Here is a 23,462-nt window from a genome sequence, read left to right on the forward strand (position 1 = left end):
GAGGTTCGGGATCAAACCCCAAAGATGCGTTTTCCATGGAGGTACGAGCCCGTCGCCTCCAATTCAAGTCTGCTCGTTGTGTTGTATTTCACCACGGCCTTCTCTTCCGCGAAGTACACCCCGTTGTTACGGTCCTTGTACAGACAGACAATGCCCTTGTCGATGCCCAGCGTGCCGCCCCCCTCGAACCGGAGCATCGCCTGCTCCTCGGCGAGCCTCAGGCGGGACGCGCCGCCGCTGGCAGTGATGCGATTGGCATTGAGCTTGATGCCTTGGGGACCAATGGTGATCTTGTTGTCGCCCGTGCCGAGCTCGATGTTGCCCTGGGCGTCCATCGTGATGAAGCCAGCGCCGATCCGGATCTCGAGCGACTGCGCCTCCATCTTGATCTGGCTCGGTGTCGGCGGCGCTGTGTTCTCGATTCCGACGATCGAGAATTTATTCCCCATGAGCTCGATCGTGCCACCCTTCTGGTGCTTGTTGGTCGACGCCTCGATCGAGACTTTTTCCGCGGAGTGCACGTTCACCGACTTGCTACCGAACACCTTCACGGAGCCCGTCGCGGCCGTGATGCCGACGTCGTCCCCCGCCCAGATCGTCGCGTCGACCAGGCCGAAGATCGCCGGGTACATGGAAACGAGGGCGAGCCCCGCCACGCCGTGGACGACGGTATACGCGGGGCTGAAGATCGAGATGCCGCCCGCCCCGAAGAGCGTGACGCCCGGGACCACGGTCGCGACGCCCAACGCGCCGAAGACGGGGGCGGAGCAGGCCACGGCCGCGCCGGCGATCTCCAGGAACTGCTTCCTGCGCGGCGTCTCGGCGCGATCTTCCCGGTAGCTCTGCACCGCGTCGTAGGCGAGCTTGCTAGCGACGAGCATGTCGAACACGGTGAAGGTGATTGCAAGGGCGTCAATCGCCCCGGTGTCCGGCGTGCTGTCGAACGTTGCACCGTCGTCCCGCTTGACCTTGAGGCCGGCGCTGATGGTGACGCCGCCCTTTCCCGCCACGTACGCCGTGCCGTTCGAGCTGAGGATCGCTTTCCCGCTCGATCCTTGCTGGTGCAGCTGCGCGAAGCCGTCTCCAGCTTCGCCGCCGTCGGCCTGGAGAAAGACGTCTCCGCCCGCTTGCGCCAAGATACGCCCGTTGCGCGCGCTGAGGTAGATGTTCGAGTCGGCGTCGAGGCCACAGCCGTCGACGTTCGAGAAGGTGCCCGCCGGGCTGCTGGGGACGCCGGCCCCGAGGAAGAGGCGCGCGTGGTCGAACGGCACCTCGACCTTGAAGCGCTGCGCGTTCGCGTCCACGAACTCGATGTCGCCAGGGTCGACGCCGGCTCCCGAGAGCGATGCGGAGAGCGGCGAGCCCGAGAGGCGGAGCGTGGCCTGGGCGGGGCCGATCGCATCAGGCACGTAAGTGACCGCGATCACCGTCGGCACCGACGTGCTCGGCACCTTCGCGGGCGAGATCGTGAACGTGCCCCCGCTCTCCGGGCTCAGCACGAGCTCGACGTCGCTGCCGGTCGCGTTCGTGACGAAGAGCACCTCCACGCGGCGCTGCCCGACCGGCACGTCGCCGAAGGCGATCGCGCCGGGCTCGATCGCCAGGCTCGGGATGCTCGTGCCGGAGAGCGCGCAGCGCCCGAGCTCGCCCGACTGGCCTGTCGCCGTCAGGGTCGCCCTGTGCGTGCCTTCGGCCGCCGACTGGTATTGCAGGAACAACTCGGCCTCTTGCCCGGCGTCGACGGTCGTCGTGTCGCTCAGGACGCTGAACTCGGCGGTGCCGGGATCGAGCGCGAGGCTTACCGCCTCGTCCGTGCCGTTCTGCACCACGACCACGCTCACGTCGGCCGCCCCTGCGGGCACGGGCCCGAAGCGCAGCGCGGCGGCGGAGAAGGTCAATGAGCCCGAGCTGCTGGTGGGGTCGGCGGTCGGCTGGGTCGACGTCATGGCGGCGACCACTATGCCGGAAGACGGCCCCGGCCCATACCCCCAAGCGCAGCCTTCTGCTATACGGCCCGGATGGGCAGCCCCGAAGACGCCGAGAGCGCGATCAAAGCGATGCAAGAGGCCATGAAGGCGAGCGGCGCCGTGAACCCTGCCGAGCCGGGCGCGATGCCGATCGACTGGTCCACGGAGGCGACGCCCGCTGCGGCGAACGGCGTGCAGGTCCTGCACTCGCCGCGCCAGTTCGCCGTCGTATTCACCGACCACGCGCCGTTCCCGGGCCGCAACGCGCCCGATGGGCGCGCCGGAGCGGAGCGCGCGCGCGTGGTCTCCTCGCTGCGGCTCGACCCCGAGACGTATTTCCAGGCGCTCTGCGTGATGGCGTCGAACTGGAACCGCTTCGTGGAGGCGCATATTCCGCCGCAGATGCGACAGCCGCGTTTCAAGCTGCTCGACGCCGGCGACGGGCAGCTCTACGGGATCAAGCGTCCCAAGGAAGACGAGGGCGCGTGACGCGGAGGAGGGGTTATTTCCTCCTGGGCGCCCGGCGTCTCCGGTAGCATGGCGCGTGCGCCGGGCCGGCGCCGAGGAGCCACGATGACCGCAACCACCGTCGTCACGAGCCGCGCTCATCTGATGGAGCTCTGCGCTCGGGGCAGGGCGTGGGGTGTGCGCGTCGAGGCCGTGGATCTCGCCGGCGTCGATCTGCGCGAGATGGACCTCCAGCGAACGCAATGGGTGAGCGTGTCGCTCGCGGGGGCCAAGCTCGCGGGGGCCGACTTCACCGGCGCCCAGTTCGCGGGGGTCGAGCTCGCCGGGGCCGACTTCACCGGCGCCGACCTGGCCGACGCCCGGCTCGTCGGCGCGAGCCTCACGCGGGCGCTCCTCGTGGAGGCCAACCTGGAGGGCGCCGATCTGACCGGCGCCGATCTCCACGAGGCCCGCTTCCACAGGACGACCCTCTCGGACGTCACGCTCGCGGGCGCGTCGCTCGCAGGGCTGGATCTCACGACATGCCGTGTGGGGAGCTCCGCGCTCGGCGCGGCCGATCTGCGGGGGGCGCGCTTCTTTCTGGCGGACTTCTCCGGCGCGGATCTCACGACATGCAAGCTGGACGAGCGCACCGAGCTTCGCCAGTGCCTGCTGGAACGGGTCGAGGGCTCGGGGATGCGCTTCCATGGCGCGAGCCTCGAGGACGCCAACCTGTCCGACGCCAGGCTCGCGGGCGCCGATCTGCGCGGGGTCAAGGCGGGCCAGAGCTGCTTCGCGCGGGCCGATCTGCGCCGAGCCAAGCTGATGGGCCTCCAGGGCAAGCGCGCAGACTTCACCGAGGCGAGGCTCGATGGGGCGGATCTCTCTCTGGCGATCCTCGAGGACGCCGAGCTGGTCCGCGTCATCGCACCGGGGGTGCAGCTTCGAGGCGCAAAGCTGGGCCAGGCCAGGCTCGGCAGGGCCGATCTGCGGGGCGCTTCGCTGGAGGGCGCCTCGCTGGAGTGGGCCGACCTGTCCCACGCGGACCTGAGCGACGCCACGCTGGCCCATGCCATCCTCGATTTCGCGAACACGCATCGCGCGAACATGAGCCAGGCGCGGCTCTCGGGCGCGAGCAGAACGGGCCTTCGCGGGACCGACCCAGACCGAGCGGCTGCGGAAGATTTCTCTACCAATGGGTGACGCAATGAAGACAGGACATCGGGCAGCGCAGCGAGGAGGAGTGTCCGTCCAGCCCGTGGCCGAGGCGCTCGTGCTCGGCGTGGAGGAGGGGCGCCTCCGCGTGCGCGGCGTTTCGCGTTCGGAGACCGAGTGGACAGCCCGCGTCGCGGTGCCGGGCTATCACCCCACGACGGGCGATCGCGTGCTCGTTCAGGAGGCGGACTCGGGCACCGCCTACGTGACGGGCGTCGTCCATGCCGCGCATCCTTCCCAGCTCGTGGCGCCTTCCGGGGCCAGGGCGACCGTCGAGGGGCAGGTGCTCGCGCTCTTCGATCCCGGAGGCGCGCTGGTCGCGAGCCTGGACGGGGCCACGGGCGAGCTGAGGCTCTCGGCGACGGCCGATCTCAAGCTCTCGGCGCCGGCCGGCCGCGTGATCCTGTCGGCAGGCGTGGACGGGAGCAAGATCGAGCTGACGCAGGAGTCGATCGCGCTGGCGAGCGAGAAGGCGCGCGTCTCCGCGGGGGCGCTCGCGGTCGATGCCGTCAAGGCGGACTGGGCGGTGGGCCAGTGGGAGCTGCGCGCCGGCCGCGTCATCGAGCGCGCCATGGATGTGTTTCACGACGTCGAAGGGCTCCTCGAGACGCGCGCCGGACGCCTTCGCACGCTGGTGTCGAGCACCCTCGAGCTGCTCGGACGCCGGACGACGATCACGTCAGAGAAAGATACGCGCATCGACGGCGAGCGCGTGCTGCTCGGCTAGCGGCGGGAAAAAGGAGCGAGCGCGATGATGCCAGCGGGATCGAAGGGTGGCGGTACGTGCATGGGCATGCCCGACGTATGCAAGGTTCCGGCGCCGCCGGCCCCGCCCATTCCGGTACCGTTCCCCAACATGGCCATGGTGAGCAACGCCACGGCGACCTCGACGAAGGTGATGATCGAGAACAAGTACGCTGTCGTCGAGATGTCCGAGATACCGACCAGCACCGGCGATCAGGCGGGGACCGCGGGAGGTCTCGTCTCCGGGACGGTGGCGCAGAAGGTGGTGTTCAAGCGCGGCAGCTCGAAGGTCAAGATCGAGGGGAAGGGCGCTGTGTACCTCACCGCCCAGACGGCGCACAACGGCGCCAACGCCAACATGCCGGCGGGGCTCCACGACTCTCCGAGCCAGGCCAAGGTCCTGGTCGCGCTCTGAGCCATGGTCGATCTTCCGGTTCGCCGCGGGGAGACCGTGCCCATCGTCACCGAGGGCGCCATCGCCGCTGCCGTCCGCCCGTGGCAGCTCCTGCCGCCGCAGGACGCGCTCGTCGTGGTGATCAAGAGCGCGATGACGATCGTCCCGGAGGGGCGGGCCGAGCCGCTCCCCGAGAGCGATCAGGAGCCCCCGACCGGGGACGTGTATTTCGACGACGATCCACGAGGGACCCTCAGGTACGCGTCCGACCATGCGCCTTTCAAGCCGAGCGCTGATGTCTTGATGGTGGGGCACGCGTACGCGCAGCCGCAGCGCTCCGGCGTCACGAACGTGCAGCTCGCCTTCGGCCAGGTCTTGCGGCTCTCGCTGGCGGCGATCGGCGATCGAAAGTGGCAGGTGAGCGGGCCGTCGGCGCCGAGCCCGTTCGATCGCATCCCGCTCCGCTACGAGCGGGCCTTTGGCGGCCCGGGGCACTGCGAGAACCCCGTCGGCAGGGGTCTCGTCCAGGGGGTCGCCGGCCCCTGGCTGCCGAACCTGGAGCGAGGGGACAAGCTGCTTCGCGGCGAGCAGGATCGCCCGGCGCCGGTGTGCTTCGCGCCGGTCCCCGCCACCTGGGCGCTCCGGGCTTCGCGGCTGGGCACGTACGACGGCACCTGGCTCAAGGAGCGATGGCCGTATTTCCCGCGAGACTTCGACTGGAGGTACTTCAACGCCGCGCCGCCCGAGCAGCAGATCGCCTATCCGCGCGGCGACGAGGATTTTTATCTGGCGGGCGTGCACCCCAGGCTCTCGGTGATCAACGGCAAGCTCCCTGGCCTCGCGCCTCGGGCCTTCGCGCAGCGGTCCCGCGAGGCAGGCGGCGAGCTAAGGGAGATCCCTCTGAACCTGGACACGGTGTGGTTCGACGCGGACGCGCTGAAGGTCTGTCTGACGTGGCGTGGCATCCTCCATGTCACGCGTGAGGCCGCGCCTGAGATAGCGCTGCTCTATGCGTGCATGGAGGATGTTCATGCCAAGGCGGCCATCGAGACGATACAGCAGCGACTCCTCGCCCGGATCGAGGGCGAGATGGCGCCTCGGGTCTCGGAGGCGCCTGACCCCGAGGCGCCGCCGCCTGTCGGCAGCGCCGAGGATGGTTTCTTGGCGGGGCCGGTAGCGCCTCCGCCCGCGATGCCGAGGGAGGAGGCAGCGGCGCTCGTGGCCTCCGGGGCCGTCCTGTCGGGCATGAGCTTTTTTCATTGCGACCTCACCGACATGGACTTTCGCGGCAAGGACCTCACGGGCGCGCGTTTCAGCGGGGCCAGGCTCGAGGGGGCGCTCTTCGACGGCGCGGATCTCGCGGGTGCTGATCTCGACCGCGTCTCGGCGGCGCGCGCGAGCTTCAAGGGCGCAAACCTCACCGGAGCGAACCTCTCCGGAGCGAACCTGACGAATGCGATCTTCTCGGGCGCGAGGCTCGCCGATGCGACGCTCGCCGATGCCAGCGCTTCCGGGGCAGCGTTCGATGGTGCGGAGCTCGCGCGAGCCAACCTGGCCGACGCGACGCTGATCGGCGTCGTCTTCGACGGGGCCAGCGCCGCCGGCGCGACGTTCTCGGGCGCGACGCTGCGCCTCGCGACGTTTCGGCGCGCGATCCTCGACGACGCGCAGATGTATGATTGTGCGGCCGAGCAGGCGACGTTCGATGACGCGTCGATGGTGCGGTTCAGGGCGGATGACGCGAAGCTGTCGAAGGGCTCATTTCAGCGCGTCAGGGCGTCCGGGTGCTCGTTTCAGGCCGCCGAGCTTCGGTCGGCGAACTTCATGGAAGCGGATCTGAGCGCCGGGATCTTCTCGCACAGCGCGCTTGATCATGCCGTGCTCCATCGGGTGACGGCCAAGGGCGCCCGTTTCCGGCATGCCAGGATCTCCGGGGCGCACGCGGTCAAGGCGAACTTCATGGAGGCCGATTTCGAGAGCGCCGATCTGAGCCATGCCGATCTTCGTGGCGCGAACCTCTACTCGGCTGAGACGTTGAAGGCCACGTTGGATCAGACGCGCCTGGATCAGGCGCTCGTGGCAGGCTCGAAGCTTGCCAGGAGCTAGGCGGGAGGCGGGCGCCTTCGGAGCCCGGCCTTGGAGGCGGAGACCGGAGATTGCCGCCGATGCCTCGACAGCGGCCGACGCCGCGGCGGAGGGCGTTGGTCGTTCCGGGGTCGCGCGCCCGGCGCCTTGGATGGGCGGCGGACCGGCGCCATCAGACGGCCACTCAACCGGGCCCCCGGCGTCCTCATCCGCCATGCGCCCGCTTCTCGGCGCCGTATGGACCGCTGAGCCCGTCAGGCTGTCGGATGTACTGGACGGCCACCGGGGACGCACGCCTTCTGGGCGCGGATAGGGCGATCTGACGCATCCGTCAGGGCGGTGTGCACAGCGTGCACCGGACTTCCTCAGCTTCGTTGCGCCCGCGCCCGGACGTGACCATGACCATCGCCATGCCGGAACCAGTCCCAGCAAATCGCACCCGCGTGATGCGACGGTTGCGCCCGTTCTCCGCGCTCATCTCCGAAATCGCGCCCCTCGATCTCCGGCTCGTTGGGCGCACGATCCTGCATGCCGTGCTCGTCGGGGCCATCGCGGGCCTGGTCGCGGTGCTCTTCTTCGGCGCCCTCGAGCTCGTCGAGGAGCTGCTCCTCGGCCATCTCGCCGGCTACGCGCGGCTTCGAGCCCACGGCGAGGCGATCTTCAGCAGCGGCGGCTCCGAGCACCGGAGCGTCCGACTCTGGCTGCTGTTGGCGATCCCGGCGCTCGGAGCGTTGGCCGGGGGCATCCTCACCTGGCGCCTCGCCCCCGAGGCCGCGGGCGGTGGCGGAGACGCGATGATCCAGGCCTTCCACCACCACGGCGGCCGGATGCGCAAGCGGGTCGCGTGGGTCAAGGCGCTCGCGTCGATCCTCACGCTCGGCTCGGGTGGCGCCGGCGGTCGCGAGGGGCCGACCATGCAGATCGGAGGAGCGCTCGGCTCACTGGTGGGGCGTGGGCTCGCGGTCGGCCGGCGCGAGCATCGCATCCTGATGCTCACGGGGGTCGCGGCAGGGATGTCCGCCATCTTCCGCACGCCGCTCGGCGCCGCCCTGCTCGCCGTCGAGGTGCTCTACCGCGACGACTTCGAGGCGGAGGCGCTGATCCCAGCGCTGCTCGCCAGCGTCGTCTCCTACTCGGTCTTCATCTCGTTCTACGGCGAATCGACGCTCTTCGCGCACGCGCCCAAGTATGCGTTCATCCCGTCGCACCTCCCGCTGTATGCGCTGCTCGCGCTGCTCTTGGCCTTCGTCGCGATCGGCTTCCTGAAGTGCCTCGGCGGCGTGAAGGCGCTCGCGGCGCGCTTGCCGGTCCCCCCCTGGGCACGCCCAGGGCTCGGCGGGCTCGCGCTGAGCCTCTTCTGCGTGCCCGTCCTCTGGTTCGTCGGCCGCAGGATCGAGAGCCCCGGGCAAGGGCTCGGGCTGCTCGGCGGCGGATACGGCGCCGTCCAGGTCGCGATCACCGGGGCGTCGTGGCTCCATCCGGGCTGGCGCGGCGTGGAGCTCATGCTCCTGCTCTGCGCCGCCAAGATCGTCGCCTCGTCGCTCACGCTCGGCAGCGGCGGGTGCGCCGGCGATTTCGCTCCGTCGCTCGTCATCGGCGGGCTCTTCGGCGGCGCGTTCGGGCGCGCGGCGGCGCTGCTTTTCAACGATCCGCGCATCGATCCGGGCGCCTTCGCGCTCGTGGGCATGGGCACGTTCTACGGCGGCATCGCGCACGTGCCGGTGAGCTCCCTCGTGATGGTCTGCGAGCTGGCCGGCAGCTACGACCTCCTGGTCCCACTGATGCTCGCGGAGGGCGTCGCCTTCGTCGCGCTGCGGAAGCACTCGCTCTACCACGCGCAGCTCCCCACCCAGCGCGAGTCTCCTGCGCACCCGGTGCCGACGCTCGACGTGCTCAAGACCATCCGCGTCCGGCAGATCATGATCGAGGCGCGCGCGCTGGTGACGTTCGCGCCGGGGACGCCGGCCCGCGAGATGCTCCTGCAAGCCGCGGACGCTAGCTGGCAGGAGGTCTTCCCGGTGCTCGATACGTCGCGCAAGATGGTCGGCATGATCACCGGCGAATCGCTCCGCATCGTCGCGGTGGAGCACGACCTCGAGCGGATGACCGTGGCCGCCGACGCGATGCAACCGCCGGCGGACGTGACGGTCGCCGACGATCTGCGGACGGCGACCGAGGTGATGGTGGCGCACGGCGTCCGCGAGCTCCCGGTCGTCGACGGCGAGGGCGCGATCGTCGGGTTCGTGGACGAGGCCGACATTGGAAAGGCCTATCTGGAGGCGACCACGAGGCCTGCGCGCGCAGACGAAACACCGATCGTGCTCGGCTGAACTTCGAGTGCTGGAGCCGCCGCGCTCGTCTAGCCGCTGCACGTCGACGCGGCCTGACCATTGCGCTTGCGGCGAAAGCGCCCGGATTGCGCGGAGCGGCGATGGAACGGTTGCTGCCAAGCCTGCCAGGGCGGACGCTTGCATCGAGCCCGCCGCGGCCCTCCGGGACATTGCGCCTGAAGGAGGGAGCGCTCCTTTTCCGCTTCACAGCGCCCACGCGTGTTCTAGGTGCTCCCCACGAGATCTTTCCTTCGCACATTGACCCGATGGCAGCCGACTCCCGTGTTCACCCTCGCGCTGCTCTGTCTCCACTGCAGCTCGAGCGTCGAGGCGGACTCGATGGGACGGCGGCTCCACCGACGAGGGCGGCGGAAGTAGTTCCACTGGCTGCAGTGAGGACGGCGCGAAGGCCAGCTTCCATCATGGGATCAAGGAACTACCTACGGCGGAGCCCATGTTCGGTGCGCCCGTTGCGGGTTCTCCCGACTTGTCAGGCACCCTTCGTGTGCCATTCCATCGCCATGTCTACACCTGGTACGGCGACTCCGACGACGACGAGGAAGCCCGGTGGCAAGCCCAACGTGCTCATCCTCAATGGCGACGACATCGGCATCTGGAACATCAGCTTCCATAACCGCGGGATGATGGGGTATCGCACCCCGAACATCGATCGTATCGCGGAGGAGGGCCTCGCCTTCACGGATTACTACGGTCAGCAGAGCTGCACCGCTGGCCGAGCCGCGCTCATCACCGGCCAGAACCCGCTCCGCACCGGGCTCACCAAGGTGGGGATGCCCGGCGCCGCGGTCGGCCTACAGCCCGAGGACCCGACGATCGCCGAGCTCTTGAGGCCGCTCGGCTACGTGACGGGGCAGTTCGGCAAGAACCACCTCGGCGACCGGGACGAGCACCTGCCCACGAACCACGGCTTCGACGAGTTCTTCGGCAACCTCTACCACCTGAACGCGGAGGAGGAGCCGGAGCTCCCCGACTATCCGAAGGATCCATCGTTTCGCAAGCGGTTCGGGCCGCGGGGTGTGCTCCAATGCTTCGCCGATGGGCGCATCGAGGACACCGGCCCGCTCACGCGCGAGCGGATGGAGACCATCGACGACGAGATCACGGACCGGTGCCTCGACTTCATCGAGCGCGCCCACCGCGACGGAGCTCCGTTCTTCGTCTGGTACAACACGACCCACATGCACTTCCGCACCCACCCCAAGGAGAAGGTCCGGGGGAAGAGCGGCCAGGGCCGCTACAACGATGTGATGGTCGAGCATGACGAGTACATCGGCAAGGTCCTCGCCAAGCTCGACGAGTTCGGGATCGCCGACGACACCATCGTCCTGTACACCACCGACAATGGGCCTCACTTCAACACCTGGCCGGACGCCGCCATCACCTGCTTCCGCAGCGAGAAGAACACGAACTGGGAGGGCGCGTTCCGGGTGCCCACGTTCGTGAGGTGGCCCGGGAAGATCCCGGCCGGCAAGGTGCTCAACGGGATCGTCTCCCACCAGGACTGGCTACCGACGCTGCTCTCGGCGGCGGGCGTCCCCGATATCAAGGACAAGCTCCTCCACGGCCACCAGGCCGGGGACAAGAAGTTCAAGGTGCACCTCGACGGCTACGACATGCTCCCCTACTTCACCGGGCAGGTGGAGGAGAGCCCGCGGAGGGAGTTCTTCTACGTCGGCGACGACGGCGATCTCCTGGCGATCCGGTACGACGACTGGAAGCTCGTGTTCATGGAGCAGCGCGCCACGCGCTTGCAGATCTGGCTCGAGCCGTTCGTCCACCTGCGGACTCCGAAGATCTTCAACCTGCGTCGCGACCCGTTCGAGCGGGCCGACGACGGGTCGAACACGTACTGGGACTGGATGCTCGATCATGTGTTCATGATCGTGCCCTGCCAGGCGTACGTCGCGAAGCTCCTCGAGTCGCTCCAGCAGTTCCCTCCCCGGCAGAAGCCGGCGTCGTTCAACCTCGACCGCGTGCTGGAGAAGCTCAACCAGAACCGCATTCACGGCGACTGAAGGCGGAGCGACCTGACCCCTTCCCGCCGCGGCTGGGCGTCAGCTGGGCAGAACAGGGCGAGCAGCGATCTGGTAGAAACCCTCTTGTTGAGGACAAGCACGTTTCGGATCATCCTTGCGCTCCCTGTGAGCTTCTCGCCCAGCGCCTCGCCCGGGATCTCGAGCCGGCAGGCCAGGAGTAACCACCCGGCCATCGCCATGGGCACGGTGCCTTGCGGCTCTCGCCGTGGTCGACGATGCGGAACGCAGGGCGGTGTCGGCCCACGACTCGGCGCGGGCACGCGCGATCCTGAAAGGGGGCCACGCGAGACGGCCTCCGCCTGCGCGTTCGACCGAGGCTCGGTCTGTTCAGGTCGCGTCGGCGCCGCGGGGCGGCCGGAACATCGCTCCAGGATCTCGCTCAGGCGCCAGGCAGCAACTCGTCTCGGTCGCGCGGCCAGCCCGCCTGCACCTTGCCCCCCACCGAGCGGCGCGTCAGTTCTGCCGACGCTCGATCGGAGCGACGGCAGGTTCCGGCGAGCCGAGATAGTCACGCGCCGACATCGACGGCGCAGGGAGCGCTGCGACGATCGGGGACAGCGAGGCGATGGGCGAGGGGGCGGGCAGCGCAGCGACGTTCGGCGCAGGGCGGAGCGCTGGCAATTCCTGCGCTCCATGCGCCGCTGATATCTGCGACGGATCGCGCCATGTGGTCTTGATCTGCTTGTCCTTCGTTGCCTCGATTTTCGAGGAGAACGAGTGGATCAGTGCTCGCTGGATGTCCAGTGGCAAAACATTCCACTCGTCGATTATCTGTTGGACGTAGGCGTGTGCGTGCTTTCGCGTCTCGACGGTATCGTTGCCTGCTGTTTCCTTAAACTCGGCTTCTTTCGCCTCGATCGCTGCAAGCGCGTCGTCGAGGCGATTCAGTTCCATCTTCACGTCGTCGACGGTGAAGAGACCCTTTGCGACAAATTCCACGACTCGCTGTCGCGACATCTTGATCTCGCGGCGCTGGGCGGCAAAGTCTGGCTTCTCGATCTGGCGCGGCGGTCGAGTCAGCGAAGTGAGGAGCGAGCGAGCAAACGTCAAGAATTGCTCGCTTGCGGCGGCGTCCGCGTCCGGCTGGCGAAGCCATGCGCTGAGCTTGCACCGGACGCCTTTCTCCTTCTGCTCCACATGGCCACGGCAGACGTAGTAGCCCACCTTGTGTCGGCCGTTGCGGTCCACCGGACGGGCAGCAACGCTACCTCCGCATTCCGCGCAACGGCAGAAGCCGCGAAGCAGGTGGTTGGCTGTCGCAGACGCGTCCTGGGGTTTCCTCCCGCGGCGCCGGCCTCTCAGCGCAAGCTGAGCGTTGTTGAATGTCTCATCGTCGATGATCGCCTCATGTGCAGAGATCCACTCGGCCGGAAGTTGCACGACGCCGCGCGTGGCGCTCGGCCGCACGCTGGTCTTTGCGACACGGCCCGTGTAGGTTCGGTTGCGCAGCGCGGTAAGAACCCAGGCGCGCCCGAACGCCTTGATGCTGCCGTACTCCTGGCGGAGCCGCTTGGCGGTCGCGAACACGCTATGGCCTTCGAGGCAGAGCGCGAACATGCGACGCACCACCGCGGCGTGCTCCGGAACCACGCGGAGGGGGAGCGGCGTCTTCGTCCCTTTGGGCTTCGGCTGGCGTTCGTAGCCGAACGGAGGATGCCCTTCGACGAAGTGTCCTTGGGCGCGCAGGTGCTTCCGCCCGCCTTCGGTCCGCTCCTTGATCCGACGGCGCTCCTGCTCCGCCCCGACCGCCCAGTTGGCGAGCGTGTCCTCTGCCATCGGCGAGCGCGAATCGAACCCCTTGTCAATGGCGACGAACACGGCGCCCTTGCGCATGATCTGACGAACGTTCTTGACAATGAAGACCACGTCGCGCCCGAAGCGGTCGATGTCGGTGACGATGACCATGTCCCCTCGGCGGACGTCCGCCAGGAGCGCGGCGACCTTCTTCCGGTTCGCCTCGTTCTCCTCGCCGCCGCTCTCTACCTCCGGGAACAGGATCGGCGCCGGCAGCGAATGGAGCCGGCAGTAGTTGCCGATCTTCTCGGCCTGGGCGTCCAGGGAGACGCCCGCGATCTCCTGCTCCCTCGTCGAGACGCGCGGGTAGCCGAGCGTCCGCCGGATCGCGGCGTTGGGGGTTGCGTCTTTCATTTGTTTCACCTGTCCGAAAGGTTGATCATGCTCCAGCCCGCCCGGCTGAGCAAATCGCCGGTTTTAGCCGGAATTTCGGCCTCCATTGCGTGTACTAAAAGTTCCGCAGCTCTGGATCGGCGGCGTGAGCGCGCTCGTCGGCGCGCGCACCCTGGCGTCGGGGGCGAGCGACGCGGACGCCTTGGCGGAGCTCTTCGATCGCGAGATCCTCGAGCGCCGCCCGAGCTCGCGCCTCGCGGGACAGGAGGAGATCGCGTTCCGTCACGCGCTCCTGCGGGAGGGGGCTTACGCGATGCTCACCGAGCGAGACCGGGCGGTCGGGCACAGGCTCGCCGGGGAGTGGCTGCTCTCGGCCGGCGAGCAGGACCCGATGGTGCTGGCCGAGCACTTCGCGCGGGGCGGGGATGGGCCGCGCGCGGGGGGGTTCTACCTGCGCGCCGCCACCCTGGCGCTCCACGGGGCGGACGTGCAGGCGGCGCTCGCGGCGGTGGAGAGGGGGATCGCCTGCGGGGCCGAGGGCGAGCCGCTGGCCGAGCTCCACCTGCTCCGGATGAACGCCTTCATCTGGACCGACGACGCCGCGCACGCCCACGCGAGCGCGCTCCAGGCGCTCGAGCTCGCCGCGCCCGGGAGCCTCCTTTCCTGGCGTGCCCTGAGCGGCGCGATGTACTGCGTCGCGCTCTGCGACGACCGGCGGGCCGTGGAGGTGCTGGTCCCGCGCCTCCTGGCCGAGGAGCTCCCCGTCGACGTCCTGAGCCCGGAGCTCGCGACCCGGATCGTCTTCAGCCTGCTCTGGGACGGGAGGACGGCGCTGGCGGAGCGGATCGTGCGCCGGATCGATCTCGTCATCGCGCCGGCCGTCGAGGGCGATCTCCATGCGGCGCTCTGGATCGAGTTCACCCGCGGCTTCTGGCGCTGCCATGCGGCGCGGGACCTGTGGGGAGCGCTCCAGGCGAACCTCGCCGCCGCGCGGCGCGCCGAGTCCCTCGGCAGCGGGCTGTTCGTCCCCTGGGCGTGGATGCTGGTGGCGATCGATTACACGAGGCTCGGCGACATGACCGCCGCGGACGAGTGCCTCGATCGCGTGCTCGCGACCGAGGGCCTGCTCGACTACGTGTTCACGACCTCGGTGACGTGCCGGATCCTCTCGCTCCTCGAGCGGCGCAGGCTCACCGAAGCGGTGGAGATGGCCGGCAGCCTGCTGCAGCACATGCTCGCGCGCGGGGATCGCAGCCGGAGCGTGATCCCGCGGCAGCTCCTCGCCGAGGGGCGGATGCTCCTCGGCGAGCTGGCCCGGGCGGAGGAGGAGCTCTGCGCGGCGGGGGATCCGGCGGCGATGGCGCCCTTCTCCGGGGCCGTGCATCTCTCGTTGTTCGCCGAGATCCGGCTGCGGCAAGGGCGGACGGAGGAGGCCTGCGCGATGGCCGGCGAGGCGCTCGCGCTCCAGCGGCAGGCTGGCACGGTCTTCCTGCTGCGGCAGGAGGTGATCCCTGCGCTGTACGCCGAGGCGCTGCACGCGAACGGCGACGCGGAGGGCGCGCGCGCGGTTCTCCGCGAGGAGCGGGCCGCGCTGCTCGCACGGGCGGCCAGGATCGAGGATCCTGCGTTCCGGAGGAGCTTTCTCGAGAACGTGTCCGCGAACGCACGGACTCTGGCGCTCGCGCGGGCGCTGCTCGGGGAGTGATAGCCGGCTGCAGCGGAGCCAGCGGTGGAGGGCGTGCTGCGCGGGGGGGCGGCGGGGCTGTCCCACAAACTCGCGCCTTTTGGGGGGCTATTGCCCTGGGCGCGGGAGGCGAGATCGGGGGGCGACCGGCTGCGCTGCGGGCCGGCGCTCGGGGTTTGTGGGGGCCTGCCCCGCCGCCCCCCCGCGCAGCACGCCCTCCACCGCTGGCTCTTTCCAAGGGGGCTGGCAGGTCGAGGTGCTGTAGAGTGACGCGCGACTGGCCGCGTGAAGAAGGATGGCTGATGAAGGAGCTGGAGAATTTGAGGCCGCCTGCGGTGCTCGAGGAGATCGAGCGGGCCACCGCGGAGATCGGGTTTCCCATGGCCAGCGACAGGCAGACGGGCTCGATGCTCCGTACGCTCGCCGCCGCCAAGTCGGGCGCTTTCCTCGAGCTCGGGACCGGCACGGGCATCTCGACGTGCTGGATCCTCGATGGCATGAATGCCATTTCTACGCTCGTCTCTGTGGAGCACGACGAGAAGCTCCAGGCCGTGGCGCGCCAGCACCTCGGAGGCGACCCCCGCCTCACGCTCAAGAACATGGATGGGGAAGCGTTCTTGCGCTCGGTTCAGGGTCAGCAATTCGAGCTCGTTTTTGCCGATACATGGCCGGGCAAGTACTACGCCCTCGACGAGGCGCTGAGCCTGATCAAGCCCGGCGGGCTCTATGTCGTCGACGACATGCTCCCTCAGCCCAACTGGCCTGATGACCACGCTCCCAAGGTGGCAGAGCTGATCGCCGCTCTCGAGCGACGCCAGGATCTCGTGCTGACCAAGCTCTGCTGGTCGTCAGGGCTCATCATTGCGACCAGGATCGGTCGCGCCTAGAGAACGGCCGCGCCCGCAAGGCGACGTGCCATGGGGCCGACGACGAGCTCGGGCTCGTCGCCGCGCTCAACGAGAAGCTCAAGCGGCCGAAGGGCCTCTCGCCTTCAGCGTGGGGGCGGTCCCTCCGCTGAACGACGGGGCCCCGCGAGGAGCTGCCGGCAGCTCCAGCGGTGTCCGTCACAGCAATCCGGCGCCGGCCCAGAGCCCGGGCTCGTACGCCACGAGCGCGTCCACGTCGTCCGAGGCGAGCACGAGGAAGCTCAGCGGAGAGAAGCCGAGGAGCAGGTGCGAGGTGATCGGGAACTGGATCCCCCACCCGAAGCGAGCGCCGAAGGCGCCGACGCTCTCGAAATAGGGGGAGTCGAAGAAGATGCGGTGGTAGCCCGGCGTGATCCCGACCGACATCTCTACGTGCGACCCGACCCCCATCACGAGCCGGAGCGGCGCGCCCACCGCGAGCTGGTTGACGTCGGTGGTCGAGACGGTCCGGAGCTCGACGCCGACCTCGAAGCGGCGCGTCTCGCTCAGGCGGAGGCGCGCGAGGACGTCGAGATCCACGGACATCCCGTCCTTCACCGCGAAGCGCCCCGGCACGAAGTAGCCGGAGATCCCGAGCGAGAGCGCCATCCTCCGCGCGTTGGCCTCCGCCTGATGACCCGTCGCGGGCTGCTCCGCGGCGGGCCCCGGCGGCGTATCCGGGGTGCGCCGCTGCGGCTGTGCGGCAGCCGCGGGCGAGGGAGGGGGGGACGCGGGATATCCGCCCGCCGGCGGCGGGTAGGGGTAGGCCGCGGGAGGGCCTCCCGCGGGCGGCTGCGGGTAGGGGTATCCGCCCGCCGAGGGCGGCGGGTAAGGGTAGGGCGCGGGGTACCCGCCCGCGGGCGGTGGGTAGGGGTAGGGCGCGGGGTACCCGCCCGCGGGCGGTGGGTAGGGGTAGGGCGCGGGGTAGCCGCCCGAGGGCGGCGGGTAGGGGTAGGGCGCGGGGTAGCCGCCCGAGGGCGGCGGGTAAGGGTAGGGCGCGGGGTACCCGCCCGGGGGCGGCGCGTACGGATGGGGCGTCGGAGCCGGCGACGGCCTCTGAGCAGGCGCCGGAGCCGGCGCTGAGCTCGAGGCCGCGGGCTTCGCCGCCTCGGGCTTTGCTGGCGCGGACGGCGCGGGGCGAGCCGGCTGGGCCTCGGCCTCGCCCGCGGCGAGGCTCAGGGAGGCGAGCGCCACCAGCGCGGGCGCCACGGCGGCGGCGCGCCGCGCTCGCAGCGCGCGGCGCGCCAGCACGACGGCCGCCGCGAGCCCCAGCAGGATCGCCAGCGAGACGAGCTGGCCGGTGCTGAGCCCCCCGTACACGCCGCGCCCGGCGTCACCTCGGAGGAGCTCGATGAAGAACCGGCCAGCCGCGTAGAGCGCGAGCCATGTCCCGAACGCGCGCCCGTCCCGGTGCCCCCGGACGAGCCAGAGGGCGGCGATCGCGCTCGCCATCGCCCCGAGCGCCGCCTCGTAGAGCTGCGTGGGGTGCACGGGCAGGCTCGGCGCGCCGAGGGGCACCCAGCCGGCCGCCGCGTGGTCCGTCGCCGCGGGGCTGCCGGCGGGGAACCGGACGCCCAGCGCGCCCCCGGTGACGCGGCCGTAATCGCACCCCGCGAGGAAGCACCCGGTGCGCACGCAGGCGTAGGTGATCCCGAGCCCGGGCACGAGCCGGTCGAGGAACGGGAGCACGGCCGCGCCGCTGCGGTAGAGGACCAGGCCGGCCACGGCGACGCCGGCGATGAGGCCTCCGTAGGCGGCGCGGCCGGCGTGGAGCATCGGACCCCACGAGCCCCCCGCGAGCGCCTCGGGCGCGGCGCGCAGCGCCTCGAAGACGTAGCCGCCCAGGAGCGCCGCGACGTAGCCCGAGAGGAGCGCGCGGCCCTCCACGGCCACATCCCCCCGATCCCGGCGCACGAGCCAGAAGAACGCCGCCGCCCCGAGGAGCCCCGCGACGGCGACCATCACCGCGTAGGTCGGCGCGAGCCACGGCGGCAGGCCGTGGCGCTCGAGCCAGAGCATCACCGCCCGGCTCACGGCCGCCTCCGGATGTGCAGCAGCATGTAACCCGCGGGCAGGAGCAGCCAGAACGCGGCGCCGAGCGGCACGGGCGCGCCCGGGTGGCCTCCTCCGGGATCGCGCCGGCCGGCGCTCAGCTTGCAGCTCGAGTTGCTGCCGGTGGATGGATCGCCATCCTTGCAGTTCTGGTTGCAGTCGCGGCAGTTCTGGTTGCAGTCGTGGCAGTTCTGGTTGCAGTCGCTGCAGTTCTGGTTGCAACCCGAGACGTCCTCGTTGCAGCCGTCGCAGCCCCCGCCGCAGCTGCCGCAGCCGTCGCCGCCCGACGTGCCGCTCGGCGCGCTCGGGGTGACGGCCGGGACCGTCGGGCTGCCGTACTGGAGGCAGCGGTCGAGCACGGCCATGCAGCCCTCGTCCCCGGCGAACGCCGTCGCGCCGTCGCGCCCCGCGATCGGCAGCGCGGCGCACGCGCCGCTGCCCGCGGAGAGGACGCACTCCTTGACCCCGTCGATGCTCAGCAGCGCGAGGACGCAGAGCGCCTCGGCGTTCAGCGCCCCGGCGTTGACCCAGGAACACTCCGCCTGGGCGTCCGCGAACGTCGGGTCGGTGCGGTCGTGCTCGCATTGCCCGGCCACGGCGCAGGTGCACACGTCCCGCACCTCGGCGGCGCACTCCGCGACGGACGAGGGGAGGTGATAGGGGTTGATGCGCACGGATCGCGGCTCGCTCCGGGGCCACGCGGGCATCGCGGCGCCGCCCGCGGGGGCAGGGAGCGCGGGCGCGTCCTTGGGCGAGAGGGCGCTCAGCGCGACGAGCCACGCGGCGTTGACGTACACCGTGTGATCCTGGGCGATGACGCCAGCGGGCAGGCCGGTGACACGGACGACATCATGAGCGTCCGCGCGCCGCGCGAGCTCCGCCAGGATCTCGCCTGCCCGGCCGCCGAGCGCCGCTTCCTCCAGCGGAGCGGTCTCCGGCGACGCGGCCTGCCCCGCGAGGGCCGGCGCGGGTCGATCGAGCGGCCCCTCGGGCCCGCGCCCCGCCGCAACGGCCGTGACCGAGCGGAGCACGAACCCGTCCTCGGACGGCTCGAGCGCGCCGAGGACGACCGCGTCCTTCCCCAGCTCGTCCCGCGCCGCGTCCGCGCTGCGGACAAGCGCGGGGACGCTCGCGATCTCCGCGCCGTCGATCGCCGTCTCGTCCCCCTGCTCGCCGTGCGCCTCCTCCAGCCGCACCGCCACGTCGTGCAGGACCTCTTCCGGCAAGGCGGCGAGGACCTCCGGCGCGGCGCTCAGCGCGTCGCGCAGCGGCAGGTCGTCGTACGGCGGTGTCTCCGCCCCGCACGCGCCGAGCGCCGGGAGCGCCAGCAGCGCGACAGCACGGAGCATCGCTCTCTCGATGAAGGCCTTTGTTCGCATGCCCCTCCCTCGAACCCCATCAGGCGCGCGAAGCCCGACACGGTGCGCGCTGCTCGACCGAGCAAGCGCGCATCCGGCAGGCGAGGCGCCTGGGACGACAGTACCAAAAGATCTCCCCGCGAAGATCGCCGTGATCCAGGGGGGAGCGATGGATCCCTGTGTGCGAGCCGGGGCTCGGTGTAGCCGCCATGGCGTCCATCCCGCAGGAAGGGGGGTCTCAGCGCTCGACCCGCAGACGCGACCGGCCGCGCTCGGCCGCCGCCGTCACGGGGCTGACGCGCGAGGTGCGCCCCGTGTCTCAGCGTGACAGGCGCGCCGTCAGGTACTGACGCAAGGACGTCGGCGCCCGGCCGAGCAGGCGCTCCAGGGTCGAATCCACGACGGCGAACTCGCGCTCTCGGCTCGCCGCGAACATGCCGAGGAGCAGGTCCGCGCGTTGCTCGGGGACGCCGTGAGACACCATGTCTTCCCTGAACGCTCGATCGCTGACGGTCACCCGCGCGATCGAGCGCCCGAGGAGCTCCGAGGCGATCGCCGCGATGTCCGCGAGATCGAGGGCCGCGGAGGCGGTGAGCGGCGGTGTCAGCCCGTCGAGGCGCGCCTCGTCGGTCAGCGCGATCGCCGCCGCGTCGGCCAGGTCGCCGTGCTCTGTCCACGAGACCGGGCCGTCTTCCGGCGCGACGAGCTTGCCCGTCGCGAGCGCCCGCTCGAGGAGCATCAGCGCGGACGCCGCATAGAACCCGTTGCGAAGCGAGGTGAAAGCGACCCCCGACCTTTGCAGCAAGGCCTCGGTGGCCGCGTGGTCGCGCATGGGATCAAAGAGCGACGCCGGGCTCGAGCCCATGTGGCTCGTGTAGAGGACGCGGCGGGCGCCTGCCGCGCGCGCCGCTTCGAGCGCGGCTTCATGCCGGCGCACAGCGGCCTCGCCTGCGCTGTTGACGGAGACGATCAGGACGTGCGAGGCGCCCTCGAATGCGTGGCGCAGGCTCGCGGTGTCCTCGAAGGCCCCCCGGCGCACGCGGACGCCGCGCTCGGCGAGCGCGCTGGCCTGCTCCGGGTCGCGCACGCTGACGCCGAGCCGAGCGGCGGGCACGCGCTGAAGGAGCCGCTCCATGATGGCTCGGCCGAGGTGACCGTTGGCTCCGGTGACGATGATCATGACAACCTCCTGTTGCGCTCGGCGCAGCGACCCTGCGCGGTCATCCCAGGGATCACGCGGACGCGGCGCTCCGTGCTCCGCGTGGCCCGGTGACGATGGGCTTCTTGACGTGGTCGAGCCTAGCGCCGGCCACCGGAGCGCATTAGTGTGCCTGGAGGGAAGGGACTGTTGTCGTGGACGCACGAATCGATCTGGACCTGAACGACGCTGCGCTCCTCGTGCGGGTCGTCCGGACGCGCAGCTTCTCGGCCGCCGCCCGCGAGCGCGGCGTGCCGGTCTCCACGGTGAGCCGGCGCATCGCGCGGCTCGAGTCCGCGCTCGGTGTCCGGCTCCTCGAGCGAACCACGCGGCGGCTGGAGCTGACCGAGGCCGGGCGCGCGTACTTCGGCCACGCCGAACGGGCGATCGACGATCTCACGAGAGGCACGCATCACGTGCGCGAGCTCCAGAGCGAGCCGCGCGGGCGCGTGCGGATCGTGGCGCCGATCGCCCTCGGCGCCGCGGTGGCGAGCGTCGTCTGCACCTATCTCGCGAAGCACCCCCACGTGTCGGTCGACCTGGAGATCGATTCGCGGCGGGTCGACCCCCTCGCCGGGGGCTTCGATATCGCGATCGTCCCGGGCCACGTCGACGACACCACCGACTTCGTGGCGCGAGAGCTCTGGCGGGCGACGCGGAAGCTGCTGTATGCGAGCCCGGGTTACCTCGAGGCGCGGGGCGTTCCCCAGCGGATCGAGGACCTCGCGCGTCACGATTGCATCGCGGTGCACGCGACGGACGGAATGGCCACGTGGACGCTCGGGCAGGGGCGCCGGAGGCGACGTGTCGCCTTCGAGCCCCGCTTCTATGTGAGCGAGTCCTCCGCCGCCTACCGCGCGACGCTCGCGGGCGTCGGTATCGCGATGCTTCCGGAGGTGTTCTGCGCCGAGGACGTGGCCGCAAAGCGTCTCGTCCGCGTCCTCAAGGGCTACGAGGCCGAGGCCGGCGGCGTCAGTCTCCTCTATCGCGCCCATCGAGCCCTGACGGCCGCCGTCCGGACCTGCATCGACCATCTCCTCGGGGAGCTGCCGGCGACCGACCCCGCGCGCGCCGCCCGTAGCCGCCGCGAGTAGGTGGTCTTTGCCCGGAGGTGGCGGCCCCGGCGAGATCCGTCGCGGCCGAAATCGACCCGGTGATCGCGCATCGCTCGAAGCGCTCCTGGCGCAGCGCGACCCAATCGATGATGAATTTGATGTGCCTGTAAGGAGCGTGCGCCTCGGCTTGGCATTGGCCGCTCAAGAGACGATGGGGTTCCGGCGCCAGCTCCCTGGATTTCCGCTAGCTTCCGCAGCTAGCTTTCCGCAGCTAGCATTCCGCAGCTAGCATTCCGCAAATGGACCGTTGCGTGACAGGGGGGCGAACTTTCAGAGTCCACGGGCAGTTCAGCCTTGACTTCAAAAAAGAGACGGCTTCACATGGTGTAGAACGCGCTATCGCGCGTTCCATTCAACACCCGTCGGTCACCGGCCCCAAGGGGGAGCGCACGCCGGATGACCCATCACCATTCGAAGCAGTGAAGTAGGGTTTTGATACTATCTCACAGGCGGGCACCGGCCGTGCTCAGCCGATGAATGCCGGAGGCAACATGCCGCTGAAGAGCTATGGCGTATTGAAGGGTACAGTCATCGATCGGCGCCTCGCGTCGGGGGCGAACCCGCACTATCAGATCCACGTCGTGGACGACACGATCGACTATCGCATCGCGGTGAACGTGCAGTCGCAGGACGGCTCTCAGGTCGAGTACGTCGTCAAGTCACACTTCGCGCACCCGCTGCTTCAGGAGATCCACGAGCTGACGCGGGGCTTCCATCGGCTGGAGAGCAAGCCGGGTGGGCTCGGGCTCGACTTCATCCGGGGCAACCTCGTGGATCGGACGGAGTTTGTCCCGCTGCCCTTCTCCGCCCCAGGCCCTGACAACGACCTCAACGAGAAGCTCGATCACTACGTGCAGCGGGCGATGGCCGACGAGACGGCGCTCCTGTACGCCTTCGGGGAGCGCTGGGGTCCGGAGAGCGGGACCAAGGACAAGATCTTCGGTTTCCTGCCCGGAAACGGCATCCACGATATCCACATGAACCAGGGCAACGACGCCCGCTTCAAGAAGGACGATGGTGTCTGGCAGGACGGCGGCCTCCTCATCCACTTCCCGCGTGGGGACCAGTGGGTCGCGATCTTCATGAAATTTCAGACGCAGGCGTGGCACACCGATGACCAGACAGGGCATACGCTCGACGTCCCTGTATCCGGACCGCCGTCCGATGAGACTGGTGGAGGCGGTGGACTCCCCACGGTGGAGCAGCCCGACGGGATCGTGCGGATCGTCGCCGCCCTCGTGAACGACGTGCGCACACCCGAACGGGAGACCGTCACATTGCTGAACACGTCGAACCAGAAGATCAACCTCGCTGGCTGGTCGCTGGCCGACAAGGCCAAATCGAAGATGGCGCTCACCGGAGAGCTTCAGCCCGGTGGGCTGACGACGGTCGTCGTGCAGGCTCCGATGGTCCTCTCCAACAAGGGCGGGCTCATCACGCTGCTCAACGCGGAAGGGCTGAAGGTCGACGGCGTGTCCTACACCAAGCAGCAAGTGAGCAATCCAGGCTGGACGATCGTGTTTTGAGGCCAGTGCAGGGCGGGGGACAGCTGCCATGATGGCCCGCGTGGGCCCCCGCGGGAGCTCCCGGAGCACGGAGGAGGCGCTGCCCCCTCCGCGCCGGTGCGCCTGAGACACAGGGCCCCAATCGACGTCACGCCGCCGCCCCGACCCTTCACTCTACAGCCTGCTGGATGGCGCCCTTCCACGCGCTCCTTCGCACGTGGCGAGCGTTAACGAGACTGTTGCCAACCGTTCATCGGATTGACGCAGCGGCGCGCAGAG

16 protein-coding genes are annotated in these 23,462 nt (G+C 69.9%); 11 read left to right on the forward strand and 5 right to left on the reverse strand.

Features of this window, described 5'->3' with window-relative positions; translation table 11 throughout:
• Positions 1-11 precede the first annotated feature (11 nt).
• Entirely contained in the window at positions 12-1,946 is a 1,935-nt protein-coding gene (locus WMF14_RS09060; protein WP_437800098.1) for a hypothetical protein, read from the reverse strand.
• Between the two features lie 72 nt (positions 1,947-2,018).
• Here WMF14_RS09060 and WMF14_RS09065 point away from each other — a divergent pair, with 72 nt between their 5' ends.
• From WMF14_RS09065 to WMF14_RS09095, 7 genes are all read left to right on the forward strand, one after another.
• The gene (locus tag WMF14_RS09065; RefSeq protein WP_437800100.1) at positions 2,019-2,456 is read left to right on the forward strand and encodes a hypothetical protein; all 438 of its coding nucleotides are present in this window, start codon (positions 2,019-2,021) and stop codon (positions 2,454-2,456) included.
• An 84-nt stretch (positions 2,457-2,540) separates the two neighbouring features.
• Positions 2,541-3,617, forward strand: a complete 1,077-nt coding sequence (locus WMF14_RS09070) for a pentapeptide repeat-containing protein (RefSeq protein WP_437800102.1) — start codon at positions 2,541-2,543, stop codon at positions 3,615-3,617.
• A 40-nt stretch (positions 3,618-3,657) separates the two neighbouring features.
• Positions 3,658-4,356 carry a DUF3540 domain-containing protein gene (locus WMF14_RS09075; protein WP_437800104.1) on the forward strand — a complete coding sequence of 233 codons (699 nt, stop codon included), beginning with the start codon at positions 3,658-3,660 and terminating at the stop codon, positions 4,354-4,356.
• Positions 4,357-4,380: 24 nt separating this feature from the next.
• Positions 4,381-4,788, forward strand: coding sequence for a PAAR-like domain-containing protein (locus WMF14_RS09080; RefSeq protein WP_437800106.1), 408 nt, complete (start codon positions 4,381-4,383; stop codon positions 4,786-4,788).
• A gap of 3 nt (positions 4,789-4,791) precedes the next feature.
• Entirely contained in the window at positions 4,792-6,873 is a 2,082-nt protein-coding gene (locus tag WMF14_RS09085) for a DUF2169 family type VI secretion system accessory protein (RefSeq protein ID WP_437800108.1), read from the forward strand.
• A gap of 425 nt (positions 6,874-7,298) precedes the next feature.
• The gene (locus tag WMF14_RS09090) at positions 7,299-9,182 is read left to right on the forward strand and encodes a chloride channel protein (protein WP_437800110.1); all 1,884 of its coding nucleotides are present in this window, start codon (positions 7,299-7,301) and stop codon (positions 9,180-9,182) included.
• 521 nt (positions 9,183-9,703) lie between these two features.
• Positions 9,704-11,218 (forward strand): arylsulfatase, encoded by a 1,515-nt coding sequence (locus WMF14_RS09095; protein WP_437800112.1) that lies wholly within the window; start codon positions 9,704-9,706, stop codon positions 11,216-11,218.
• 474 nt (positions 11,219-11,692) lie between these two features.
• Here the strand turns inward: WMF14_RS09095 and WMF14_RS09100 are convergent, their stop codons facing one another.
• Positions 11,693-13,387 carry a recombinase family protein gene (locus tag WMF14_RS09100; RefSeq protein ID WP_437800114.1) on the reverse strand — a complete coding sequence of 565 codons (1,695 nt, stop codon included), beginning with the start codon at positions 13,385-13,387 and terminating at the stop codon, positions 11,693-11,695.
• Between the two features lie 124 nt (positions 13,388-13,511).
• Here WMF14_RS09100 and WMF14_RS09105 point away from each other — a divergent pair, with 124 nt between their 5' ends.
• Complete coding sequence (locus WMF14_RS09105; RefSeq protein WP_437800116.1) at positions 13,512-15,071, forward strand: hypothetical protein; 1,560 nt, start codon at positions 13,512-13,514, stop codon at positions 15,069-15,071.
• Between the two features lie 281 nt (positions 15,072-15,352).
• The gene (locus WMF14_RS09110; protein ID WP_437800117.1) at positions 15,353-15,937 is read left to right on the forward strand and encodes an O-methyltransferase; all 585 of its coding nucleotides are present in this window, start codon (positions 15,353-15,355) and stop codon (positions 15,935-15,937) included.
• Positions 15,938-16,114: 177 nt separating this feature from the next.
• Here the strand turns inward: WMF14_RS09110 and WMF14_RS09115 are convergent, their stop codons facing one another.
• The 3 genes from WMF14_RS09115 to WMF14_RS09125 form a co-directional block, all read right to left on the reverse strand.
• Complete coding sequence (locus WMF14_RS09115) at positions 16,115-17,989, reverse strand: prolipoprotein diacylglyceryl transferase (protein ID WP_437800119.1); 1,875 nt, start codon at positions 17,987-17,989, stop codon at positions 16,115-16,117.
• On the reverse strand, positions 17,986-19,386 hold the full coding sequence (locus WMF14_RS09120) for a hypothetical protein (RefSeq protein WP_437800121.1): 1,401 nt from the start codon (positions 19,384-19,386) through the stop codon (positions 17,986-17,988). The genes WMF14_RS09115 and WMF14_RS09120 overlap by 4 nt, the downstream gene beginning before the upstream one ends.
• 298 nt (positions 19,387-19,684) lie before the next feature.
• The gene (locus WMF14_RS09125; protein ID WP_437800123.1) at positions 19,685-20,545 is read right to left on the reverse strand and encodes an NAD(P)H-binding protein; all 861 of its coding nucleotides are present in this window, start codon (positions 20,543-20,545) and stop codon (positions 19,685-19,687) included.
• 173 nt (positions 20,546-20,718) lie between these two features.
• Here WMF14_RS09125 and WMF14_RS09130 point away from each other — a divergent pair, with 173 nt between their 5' ends.
• Positions 20,719-21,657, forward strand: coding sequence for a LysR family transcriptional regulator (locus tag WMF14_RS09130; protein WP_437800124.1), 939 nt, complete (start codon positions 20,719-20,721; stop codon positions 21,655-21,657).
• 512 nt (positions 21,658-22,169) lie between these two features.
• A complete protein-coding gene (locus tag WMF14_RS09135) occupies positions 22,170-23,204 on the forward strand; it encodes a DUF2278 family protein (RefSeq protein WP_437800126.1) in 1,035 nt (344 codons plus the stop codon).
• Positions 23,205-23,462 lie beyond the last annotated feature (258 nt).

This window comes from Sorangium sp. So ce693 (assembly GCF_051521375.1).
In the GTDB taxonomy this organism is placed as follows: Bacteria; Myxococcota_A; Polyangia; order Polyangiales; family Polyangiaceae; genus Sorangium; species Sorangium atrum.

Coding starts and splice junctions, on each gene's coding strand:
- WMF14_RS09070 (WP_437800102.1), top strand. CDS start 2,541: ATGACCGCAACCACCGTCGTCACGAGCCGCGCTCATCTGATGGAGCTC.
- WMF14_RS09100 (WP_437800114.1), bottom strand. CDS start 13,387: ATGAAAGACGCAACCCCCAACGCCGCGATCCGGCGGACGCTCGGCTAC.
- WMF14_RS09060 (WP_437800098.1), bottom strand. CDS start 1,946: ATGACGTCGACCCAGCCGACCGCCGACCCCACCAGCAGCTCGGGCTCA.
- WMF14_RS09080 (WP_437800106.1), top strand. CDS start 4,381: ATGATGCCAGCGGGATCGAAGGGTGGCGGTACGTGCATGGGCATGCCC.
- WMF14_RS09065 (WP_437800100.1), top strand. CDS start 2,019: ATGGGCAGCCCCGAAGACGCCGAGAGCGCGATCAAAGCGATGCAAGAG.
- WMF14_RS09135 (WP_437800126.1), top strand. CDS start 22,170: ATGCCGCTGAAGAGCTATGGCGTATTGAAGGGTACAGTCATCGATCGG.
- WMF14_RS09125 (WP_437800123.1), bottom strand. CDS start 20,545: ATGATCATCGTCACCGGAGCCAACGGTCACCTCGGCCGAGCCATCATG.
- WMF14_RS09120 (WP_437800121.1), bottom strand. CDS start 19,386: ATGCGAACAAAGGCCTTCATCGAGAGAGCGATGCTCCGTGCTGTCGCG.
- WMF14_RS09085 (WP_437800108.1), top strand. CDS start 4,792: ATGGTCGATCTTCCGGTTCGCCGCGGGGAGACCGTGCCCATCGTCACC.
- WMF14_RS09095 (WP_437800112.1), top strand. CDS start 9,704: ATGTCTACACCTGGTACGGCGACTCCGACGACGACGAGGAAGCCCGGT.
- WMF14_RS09110 (WP_437800117.1), top strand. CDS start 15,353: ATGAAGGAGCTGGAGAATTTGAGGCCGCCTGCGGTGCTCGAGGAGATC.
- WMF14_RS09090 (WP_437800110.1), top strand. CDS start 7,299: ATGCGACGGTTGCGCCCGTTCTCCGCGCTCATCTCCGAAATCGCGCCC.